9 protein-coding genes and 1 tRNA gene are annotated in these 9302 nt (G+C 50.9%); 3 read left to right on the top strand and 7 right to left on the bottom strand.

The genetic code is table 11. The features are described from left to right. Positions 1-52: 52 nt before the first annotated feature. From PLD04_04480 to queG, 7 genes are all read right to left on the bottom strand, one after another. The gene (locus tag PLD04_04480) at positions 53-778 is read right to left on the bottom strand and encodes a hypothetical protein (protein ID HXK67577.1); all 726 of its coding nucleotides are present in this window, start codon (positions 776-778) and stop codon (positions 53-55) included. A gap of 221 nt (positions 779-999) precedes the next feature. Further along, complete coding sequence (sppA, locus tag PLD04_04485; protein HXK67578.1) at positions 1000-2685, bottom strand: signal peptide peptidase SppA; 1686 nt, start codon at positions 2683-2685, stop codon at positions 1000-1002. After that, the gene (pcnB, locus tag PLD04_04490) at positions 2682-3920 is read right to left on the bottom strand and encodes a polynucleotide adenylyltransferase PcnB (GenBank protein HXK67579.1); all 1239 of its coding nucleotides are present in this window, start codon (positions 3918-3920) and stop codon (positions 2682-2684) included. The genes sppA and pcnB overlap by 4 nt, the downstream gene beginning before the upstream one ends. Next, on the bottom strand, positions 3908-4462 hold the full coding sequence (locus tag PLD04_04495; GenBank protein ID HXK67580.1) for a hypothetical protein: 555 nt from the start codon (positions 4460-4462) through the stop codon (positions 3908-3910). The genes pcnB and PLD04_04495 overlap by 13 nt, the downstream gene beginning before the upstream one ends. Continuing rightward, on the bottom strand, positions 4459-4812 hold the full coding sequence (locus PLD04_04500) for an NYN domain-containing protein (protein HXK67581.1): 354 nt from the start codon (positions 4810-4812) through the stop codon (positions 4459-4461). The genes PLD04_04495 and PLD04_04500 overlap by 4 nt, the downstream gene beginning before the upstream one ends. Then, a complete protein-coding gene (locus PLD04_04505; GenBank protein HXK67582.1) occupies positions 4799-6415 on the bottom strand; it encodes a hypothetical protein in 1617 nt (538 codons plus the stop codon). The genes PLD04_04500 and PLD04_04505 overlap by 14 nt, the downstream gene beginning before the upstream one ends. A 131-nt stretch (positions 6416-6546) precedes the next feature. Continuing rightward, positions 6547-7452 carry a tRNA epoxyqueuosine(34) reductase QueG gene (gene queG / locus PLD04_04510; protein ID HXK67583.1) on the bottom strand — a complete coding sequence of 302 codons (906 nt, stop codon included), beginning with the start codon at positions 7450-7452 and terminating at the stop codon, positions 6547-6549. Between the two features lie 55 nt (positions 7453-7507). On the opposite strand from queG, the gene PLD04_04515 reads away from it, so the two are divergent. The 3 genes from PLD04_04515 (at position 7508) to PLD04_04525 (ending at position 9296) form a co-directional block, all read left to right on the top strand. Further along, positions 7508-7593: transfer RNA gene (locus PLD04_04515), tRNA-Leu, on the top strand. Positions 7594-8170: 577 nt separating this feature from the next. After that, complete coding sequence (gene cutA, locus PLD04_04520; GenBank protein ID HXK67584.1) at positions 8171-8515, top strand: divalent-cation tolerance protein CutA; 345 nt, start codon at positions 8171-8173, stop codon at positions 8513-8515. A gap of 331 nt (positions 8516-8846) precedes the next feature. Beyond that, complete coding sequence (locus PLD04_04525; GenBank protein HXK67585.1) at positions 8847-9296, top strand: division/cell wall cluster transcriptional repressor MraZ; 450 nt, start codon at positions 8847-8849, stop codon at positions 9294-9296. The last annotated feature ends 6 nt before the right edge of the window (positions 9297-9302 follow it).

Raw genomic sequence — 9302 nt, forward strand, 5'->3', positions numbered from 1 at the left:
AACCTCAGGATACACGCCGCTTTTCTCTTTTTCCACACTTTTTGAGGGTACCTCAACCACTCAAATGTGTATTGTAAACCATAGAAGTGGCCACATCATCACATATATTAGGCTCTGCAGGAAAATCCGTTTCAATAAAGTTGAATGAGTTATCGCAGTATTCCCAAACACCACTATAGAAAATTTCCTCTAAAATGACTACTTTATTATTGACAGGATCGTATTCAATATGTGCCGGTGATTGAATAACTTCTGGTATTATTAGATAGTCACTACCTTCACTATCGTAAAATACCATGTAATAGTTAGTTGAATTACCAAACACAAGTAAGATGATTCTCTCATTTACCGAATCATAAGTTGCATCAAGTATATTTCCACTAAGAGGACCTTTATCAATCCAATTATTATTCTCCCATTTCCCAACAATTGTGCTTCGAGTCCAATAGGGGAGGATGTAAGTAAAGATGAAGTCATAGAGTTCATTGTCAGCGTTGTGAAAAACAATATCTCCTTGCATCGTCACACCGCTTAAGCAGTTAGTTACATAATGCCAATGGCTTCCATCAAAGCGCCATGTTTGATATTCTTGATTGTCAGCATGTAAATTAACAATTACACTCTTCGTTGTTGGATCATATCCCGCTCTGAACGGTTCTGGATCTCCATCATGAATAAGCAATATTGGTGCTGAAATTGTCGGAATCTCCACCCACTTCCACCCTGCCAAGAGTGAAGTTGATATGAGTAGAAAAATGATGGTGGCAAGCTTTTTCATGATTCCACCTCGATAACCATCATTATAATCCTCTCTTCGTATCGGTGCATGCGATTCTCTTACGCAAAATCAATGCCGAGATACTTTATTACAAAATAGTCTTATAAAATAATGATATTCTCAAATCAGTGCTGATCTGCCTCCCCCTTAAACTGACCCTGGACATAAAAGTGCCCCGGGAAATCCCGGGGCGCTTTGTCAGTTTTCCTGATGGATTTTGCTTACTGGATCGTGAATTGCACCGGGCACCAGACCGGTCCGTAGACCAGGTCGCCCTGTTTCAGCTGGGTGAGAACTTTGGCAAAATCGTTATCCTTGTGGGCCAGTACCTCGAGAAACGATTTTTCCCTCGGGTAGACAACAAGTTTCACTGTTTTGTCCTCGGGGATGTCAGCCAGCTCCTTGGCTTTTTCCACGGCCGTCCAGAGCCCGCCGATTTCATCGATGAGGTTCAGATCCAGAGCCTGTTGTCCCGTCCACACGCGGCCCCGGCCGATTTCGTTAACCCGCTCTTCCGTAAGGCCCCTGGACGTGGATACCTCCTTCACGAAGCGGGCGTAGATGTCTTCCATGAATTTCGTTCGGATCGCCTTCTGCTCTTCCGTAAAGTTGTGGAGGGAGGAATACATGTCCGCATTCTTCCCTGCGTTCACTTCCCCGAAGGTGACACCGATCAGATCTCCCCAGAATTTCCGGGTGTTCATTTTTCCCACCACGACTCCGATGCTCCCGGTAATCGTACCCGGGTCTGCAATGATGGAATCGGCGGACATCGAAACCCAGTACCCGCCAGATCCGGCTACATCGGACATCGATACGACGACAGGTTTGGACTCCTTGGTCAGGACCACTTCCCGCCGGATGATTTCCGATGCGACGGCACTCCCGCCCGGGCTGTCCACCCGGAAGACAACAGCCTTGATGGAGTCGTCCTTCCGAACCTGCCGGAAGAGTTTCGCCACACTGTCGCTGCCCATCGTAGGGGAAGACTGGAAAGGACTTGTCGAACTTTCCCCGGTATGAATCGCTCCCATCCCGTAGACGACGGCAATTCGATCCCCTTTCTGGGAGACCGATGAAGCATAGGTGGGTACCGAAACCCAGTCGGCATCTTCCCCGGCCTGCTCATCGACCCACTTCTTCATCTCATCCCAGTACATCGTCCTGTCGATCAGCTTCTTTTCCAGCGCTTCTTCGGCAGAGTATGGTCCTCCGTCGATGATGTCCCTCACCACTTCGGGTTCCAGGGTCCTGGCATCGGCGATATCTTCCACCATCTGACCGTAAATGTCCTGGATCAGGCTCTCCATCATTTCCCGGTGAGCTTCGGTAAACTCCTTCTCCGTGAAGGTGTTCATCGCCGTTTTGTACTCCCGGATATGATCCATATCGGGTTCGATTTTGAGCTTGTCCAGTGTTCCGCGCAGAAAGGGAACTTCAGCGTGAAGGCCGATGAGGTTCACATCTCCAAGAGGGTTGACCGTGATGGAATCGCATGCGGATGCCAGATAATAGAGGCCATTCCCCGGAGAAAACTCTCCAATCGTATCCAGATAGGCGGCGGTCCACTTTCCCGATTCGGAGATCTCGCGAATCAGGGTTCGAAGCTCCTGGGCTTTGGCAAACCCCATGGATACGCCCTTGAAACGCAAGAGAAGCCCGTGAACCCGCTTATCTGAACGGGCATAGTGGAGAGCCGTGTTCAGCGTGTTCATCGTGAGTCGTTCTTCGCCGAACATGGCTTCGATACCGGATGTGGGCATATGCTCCGGAATGTCCCCCTGTAAATCGAGAACTAGAACGCTGTTGGATGAGATGGCTGGAGTTCGAAACATCAGCCACGCCGTGACGGAAAGAATGGCGACAATGATCAGAAAAAGAACGAGCAGAAAACGGAAAGTTTTCATCTAGACCTCCTCGTGCGTTTTACGGATGAGCGGGGGGAAAGGTTCCCGTTCTTCCGAAAGCTTCGATATACACCCCTCCAGTGGTGAAAGTGCTGGACCAGAGAAGGGTATGCCTCCAGGATGCAGTTCATCAGGTGGAGAACTTCAGGAAAGTGCTGGCGGGTGACCTGGCGTTTCAGCTTCAGGGTGTGGGGGGGATTCTGCATTCGGGCCAGTGATACCAGAATTTGCTGAAACGTATGATGAAGCCGTTTTGGAAAGACCAGAATATCCTTATGGTCAATGATTTCTTCGGAGAACTGCATCGCACTCGATGGGGTAAGAGGCTGGGTTCGATTCACCAGAACGGGCATGAAGAGAAGTGAAAAGATCAGGGTGTCGGATGGCTTGATCCGGGAGGATTGAACCAGTGAGTCCAGTTTGATAAGAGATTTCATCCAGGCGTCATTCTCATGAAGGAGAGCCTTTTGAACAGAGGGGAGAAGGTAGTGAAACACATCGTACCGGTAGAAAAGCCGGACCGTAGGTTCGCTGAACCCGTATCGAAAAACCTCGAGGATTTCCTCTGTCAATCGAGAGGGAGCTCCCCGCAATATTTCGGGCATCAACTGTTGAATGGCTTTTTCTGTTGAGGGTTCCAGGGTGAATCCAAGACGTGCGGAATAGTCAAGAGCCCGGAGGATGCGCACGGGATCTTCGACGAACCGGACATAGGGATCTCCGATCGTTCGAATGATTCCGCGGTCCAGGTCGGCAAGGCCCCCCGTATAATCAAGGATCGAAAAGGAGGAAATATCGTAAAAGAGTGCATTAATCGTAAAGTCCCGACGTGTCGCATCCTCCTCCGGGGTCCCGAAGGTGTTGTTCTCCGCAAAGGAAGCGTCACTTTCTTCGGTTGCCGGGTCGGCCTCATTTTCTATGGGTTCATCGGGGGTTTTGCGAAAGGTGGAAACTTCTATGATTGTCCCATCACGGAAAAAGACATGGACCAGGCGAAACCTTCGCCCGATGGTCCTGGAATTACGGAAGAGGCGCCTGACTTCAGAAGGATGGGCGTTCGTGGCGATATCGAAATCTTTAGGTTCCCGGCCCAGAAGAATGTCCCGGACACTTCCCCCCACAAGGTAGGCCAGGTAACCATGGTTGTGAAGACGATAAAGGACCTTGCGTGCTTCGGGATCAATCAGTTTCCGGCTCAGTCCGTGTTCGGAACGGGGGAGGACTACAGGATCCATGCAAGGATTAGGATGCCAAGTAACAGCGTCTGTGAAAAACAGCCGCCGGAGCGTTCTGTCTGGTTATGCACAGGTTTCTCGTTGAGGAATTGTTCAATATCATAGGCTTTGCTGGAAGGCGCGGGAGCAGAGATCTGGATGTCCAGCGTACCGGGTGCTCTACCTTTCCATGGGATGTCAGAACCGCAGTATTCGCAGTGAAACGTTTGATCCTCCGCCTGAGGAAAGGAAAGGCGAATGCCTCCCTTTTCCGGAAAGCCGGATCCAAGATGGTGAAGACGCAACGGAAAAGCACAGGAAGGGCAGGAGGAAATGGGAACCTCGGACAGGTCCCGGGCAGTGATCTGCCTCAGGGCCAGAGGAGCAAGGTGTTGAAGGTCTGCGGTCACGTCCCGTGTTTCCGACGGGGTTTCTGAAATGATCCGAATTGTAGTATTTGTCACCGGCTCGACACGAAGTGAGGCGGAACAGCGAAAACAGGCGGGAAAAGAGAGGGTCTCTTCGGGACCTACCGGTGCGGTGCAATGGGGACAGCGGATCATGGAGAGAGTCTTTTTATGAAATCTCGCACTGGAACGATTTTTCCCTTAAGGCTCTTAATTTTATCGGCCAGGGCTCGATCTCCGGTAACGATGGTTCGATTTCTCGGGTCAAGTTTCGTTTCTTTCAAAATGGCCGCATCTGCACTCGCCGGAAAGGCCAGGCGCACTTCAACGTTTCCAAAGGACGCCTTTTCTCTCGGGAAGTTCGAATCCGGCGATCCGTCAAAAAAAAGAACGACCCGGTTCTTTCGATTTCGGGCCCAGTTCATTACCTGCTGAAAAACCCCTTTTCTCTCCTGGGGATCATCGTAAAGATATCCGGCAAGATTGGAGCCATCAATCAGATACATTCGATAATGCCTGGGAAACCGGGACGACGGGAGGATAGGTTGATCCACGCCGAAAAATGGCCGGAACCGTATTTCGGGAAGACTCCGCCTGAGATTGAGAATTGTAGGTGCCCCAGAACACTTTGAAGCAGTCCCGTCCTTTAAAATCATAGGGAACATACCAGACATGGCTGTTTTCCGGGTCGGTGGCTTCTGCCTCCCGGATCGAATCTTCCACGCACGCAATCATGAGCTGGATGGTAAAACGGGCATCGGCCATGCCTCGCACCCTGGCCAGATGGGCTCGGGCACGATCATGGACCGTACCCGCGGGCGTTGCTTTTATCTCAGCTGGCGGGGTGGATGGCTTTGCAGGTTTCGGTGTTGACACAGGTGCCTTCTCGGGAGATCCGGCAGAGGCTTCAGGCTCTGTCTTGACCTCTCCGCCGGTATCTTCAGGGACGGGCACGGTTGGAGGTTGTTTCGGTTCTTCGATTACGGGTTTGGGCTGTTCCTGCTTTGGTTTATTCTTATGGTCGACAAAGAGGACAAACAGGACGGCAACAATGACAACCACGACGATTCCTGCCAGAGGATAAAGGACTAATCGCTGCTTATTTTTCTTCCGACGGGTGGTGGAACGCTGGATGAGCTCAGGTTCCGGCTTGATGACCTGCTTCGTGTTCGCCGAGGCAATGGGAGGGGATGGTTTGGAAACGGGAGGAGGCACGTCAATCGAACCTACATCAAGGGAGAGGTCCTCGGTTTTGGATACCGGGAGGGATACGGGGGGAGGTTCCCAGGGACCTTCCTCTTCATCATCATCCGTGGGGGGGGTGCCTTTCCAGGAGTCCGCAGCCGGGGCCGTGGTTTGAGGTCCACCACTATGAGAGGGCTCTGATGGGAATTCTCCCGGTCTGGTTCGTGCTGCCAGGCCAAGGGATAGAAAGAGAGCATAGAGACGATATACGTCAAATTCCTTCCATTTGCTCTGGGCAGCCATCTCCGCCATCGTACGCCGTCCGTCCATTAAAGCAACGAGTTCATCGGCGTCACTTCCCATTTCCAGGGACTTATACACATTGATTTTCGAATGTTCAAATGTGAGACCCACTTCAGGATTACCAAGGATGTCGATAACAAGGTCTCGATTGTCGGTCCGGGAAAAGAAATCCATGATTACCCGGGGAATGGGGTAGGTAAAGGTCAGGGTTCGAGCGGGTTTGTAGCCTTCCACCAGGCTGTAAATCGCTCCAGGACGGGAGATGATATGGGAAAAGAGGATCTGGAGCTGTTGAATAAAGGCATCCTGCATCTCCATCCGGGTCAGAAAACCCATGCCAAGGAGCTGCTCGGGAAGAGAGGCAAAGGAGCCTGATTCTTCAAGGGCCTGTCGGATATGGTCCCGGGTAATCTTTCCCTCGGATATCAGGATGTCGTCGATTTTTTCGTCAGGGTGATTGGAAGCCAGTGAGATGACTGCTCCTTCATCCACATAAATAATGCGATGGATCTCCCCTTCTTCAATCTTGACGGCCCCGGAAAAATTGGTTTTCCAGAGATGGGAGAGCAGGGTAATGGGATCCACAACACCGAATGTTCCCTCGGTTGGTAGTCCTTGCATGCATCTATTATGCGCAGGAGGGAACGCCTTGTCAACGCAGAATAGAGGAATACTCCTTCAGATGTTCAATCCGGCAGGTCCGGATGTCGGCTGCCGCCCCGTCAGGGGCTGCGAATCCGGCACGGGAAGTATTATCGAGATTTTTTCAGGAGGGAAAGATTTCTCACGAACATATCGAAGGTCATCCGACCCCGGCAGGTCCCCATGACCCACTGTCTGAATGCTTCTCTGTCAAGGTTTTCCAGCTGTGACAGCCGAGTCAGAGGAGGGGATGGACGATAATCCCAGGCGGGATCCTCACTCAGCCGGGTCGATTGATTATGGGGACAGACTTCCTGACAGATATCACATCCGAAGAGCCAGCCGCATCGGGCTCGGGTAGCTCCGGGGTCCGGGCTTCGATGCTCGATCGTCAGATATGAAATGCATCGACGGGCATCGATAGAATAGGGTTTTTGCAGGGCTCCGGTCGGGCAGGCGCGAATGCAGCGCGTACAGTTCCCGCATTGATTTTCGACGATGGAGGCAGGAAACGATAGATCGAGACTGAGGAGTGCACCTGCAAGAAAGAGATACGATCCGTATTCCGGATGAATAAGGCATGTATTTTTCCCTATCCATCCCAGCCCGCCCATGAGGGCTAGGTCCCTTTCCAGAACCGGGGCCGTATCGACAAAGATCCGATACTGGAAATCTCCATATCCGGGCTTCAGTTCTTCCAGGACCCGTGTAATCCGCTTTTTCAATACACGGTGGTAATCCCTTCCCCATGCATAGGAAGATACCAGTACTTCGTCTCCGCTCGCAGAAGACACCCAGTGACTCCTTCGATATGCAGTTCCGGTAATCAGGATACTGCGTGTTCCCTCCATCAGACGGTCCGGTTCCGTGTACAGCGGCAGACGTTCCTTCATGTAGGCCATGGAGCCATGATTCCCGGACTCGATCCATCTCCCCAGCGCTTCAATGTGGGGGAGGGAAGCAGGCGTAATGATTGCCCATGTGGAAAATCCGTTGGATGAAAAAAGCCCATGCATGGAGTTTTATTATACCGTTGCGCGCTGATTCCGGCTGTGATATAGTTTCCCTGCTGCCGAAGTGGCGGAATTTGGTAGACGCGCACGGTTGAGGGCCGTGTGGAGCAATCCGTACCGGTTCGAGTCCGGTCTTCGGCACCAACTTCTTCCTTACAATCAATTCCCCAGCGTGAACATTTTCAATAAATGATCCAGTGCCGGACTCGTCCTTAGAAGTGGATTTCGTGGGTAGACACGGATCGAGTCCGGTCTTCGGCACCAACTTCTTCCTTACAATCAATTCCCCAGCGTGAACATTTTCAATAAATGATCCAGTGCCGGACTCGTCCTTAGAAGTGGATTTCGTGGGTAGACACGGATCGAGTCCGGTCTTCGGCACCAACTTCTTCCTTACAATCAATTCCCCAGCGTGAACATTTTCAATAAATGATCCAGTGCCGGACTCGTCCTTAGAAGTGGATTTCGTGGGTAGACACGGATCGAGTCCGGTCTTCGGCACCAACTTCTTCCTTACAATCAATTCCCCAGCGTGAACATTTTCAATAAATGATCCAGCGCCGGACTCGCCTGCCATGCCGAAGCTGCCTGGGTTGCGAAGGCAGGTCCTTAGAAGTGGATTTCGCGGGTAAATGCGGATCGAGTCCGGTCTTCGGGAGCAAAGCCCTTGATTCTGCCCCATTTTCTTGACAATTTTGAGGATTTTAGGCATGATGTTCGGGTGACTCAGAAGGTGCTGATCGTTCTAACCTCTGCTGGCACGGAAGAACAGGCCGTTGCGATTGGAGAAGAGCTTGTATCCAGACGACATGCGCAATGTGTCAACATTCTTCCTGTTCCTCGTTCCATCTATCGGTGGAAAGGAAATATCTGCCACGATTCAGAATATCTTCTTGTAATCAAGACTTCTGAAAACCGCTTTGAGGAAGTGAAGGGAACGATCCAGGAACTGCATGTATACGAACTTCCCGAAATCATTTCCTTTCTTACCCATGAAGTGGAGGAAGAGTTCCGAAAGTGGGTAATCCAGGGCGTATCCCGTCCCGTCAAACTATCTTCAAAGTAACCTGACCGTCCCGGTTTCCATTGCCGCGTGTCCCTGGGTGTGAATCGGGACAGCGGTTTCCGTGTATATTCGGAACGTTGTCTTCCATGAGAATTGTCCAGACTTATCTTGTTGACACTATATATTGTATGATTTATGGCAATCTGCATCTCATATTGTGGTATAATGCATATGGGATGGATGAAGTTGCCGATCCATAACGATTGCCCCTTTCATAATCTCACTCTGAAACCTTGTCAGCCTTGACAAAGTAAACCGGTATCGATACACTGAACCGGTGGACAAAAGAAGTCAAAATAAGTAAAATGTGGCTTAAATGGGGTGAGGTAAAATGAATCGTCTCAGAGGCAATATCCCCGCTACGATTGATGTTAAGGGTCGGTTAAAGATGCCAACGGCCTTTAAGAGACATCTGGAGGAGCAGTTCGGGCGGGATGTCTTTGTGACTTCCCTCACGGGTTCCAGTGTCCTTGTCTATCCTCTTCCTGTTTGGACCGAAATCGAAACGAAAATATCGACACTTGCGCAATCTCATCCAAGCGTTCAGAAATACCGGAGGAACACGAGCTATTTCGGCCAGGAATGTTCGATGGATCCTCAGGGACGGGTTCTTATTCCGACGGTGCTTCGAGACTTTCACGGTGATCTTTCCGGTGAGGTCTGTGTATTGGGTAATTACGACCATCTCGTGATCTGGCGACGGGATCAGATTGAACGTTCAATAACTGAGGAGCCTTTCACCGACGAAGATTTTAAATCCCTGGCCGAGCTGGGGCTCTAGGATGAC

This window comes from Thermoanaerobaculia bacterium, assembly GCA_035593605.1.
Lineage (GTDB): Bacteria > Acidobacteriota > Thermoanaerobaculia > UBA2201 > DAOSWS01 > DAOSWS01.

Coding starts and splice junctions, on each gene's coding strand:
- queG (HXK67583.1), bottom strand. CDS start 7,452: ATGCATGGGCTTTTTTCATCCAACGGATTTTCCACATGGGCAATCATT.
- PLD04_04500 (HXK67581.1), bottom strand. CDS start 4,812: ATGTATCTGATTGATGGCTCCAATCTTGCCGGATATCTTTACGATGAT.
- sppA (HXK67578.1), bottom strand. CDS start 2,685: ATGAAAACTTTCCGTTTTCTGCTCGTTCTTTTTCTGATCATTGTCGCC.
- PLD04_04495 (HXK67580.1), bottom strand. CDS start 4,462: ATGATCCGCTGTCCCCATTGCACCGCACCGGTAGGTCCCGAAGAGACC.
- PLD04_04480 (HXK67577.1), bottom strand. CDS start 778: ATGAAAAAGCTTGCCACCATCATTTTTCTACTCATATCAACTTCACTC.
- PLD04_04505 (HXK67582.1), bottom strand. CDS start 6,415: ATGCAAGGACTACCAACCGAGGGAACATTCGGTGTTGTGGATCCCATT.
- PLD04_04525 (HXK67585.1), top strand. CDS start 8,847: ATGAATCGTCTCAGAGGCAATATCCCCGCTACGATTGATGTTAAGGGT.
- pcnB (HXK67579.1), bottom strand. CDS start 3,920: ATGGATCCTGTAGTCCTCCCCCGTTCCGAACACGGACTGAGCCGGAAA.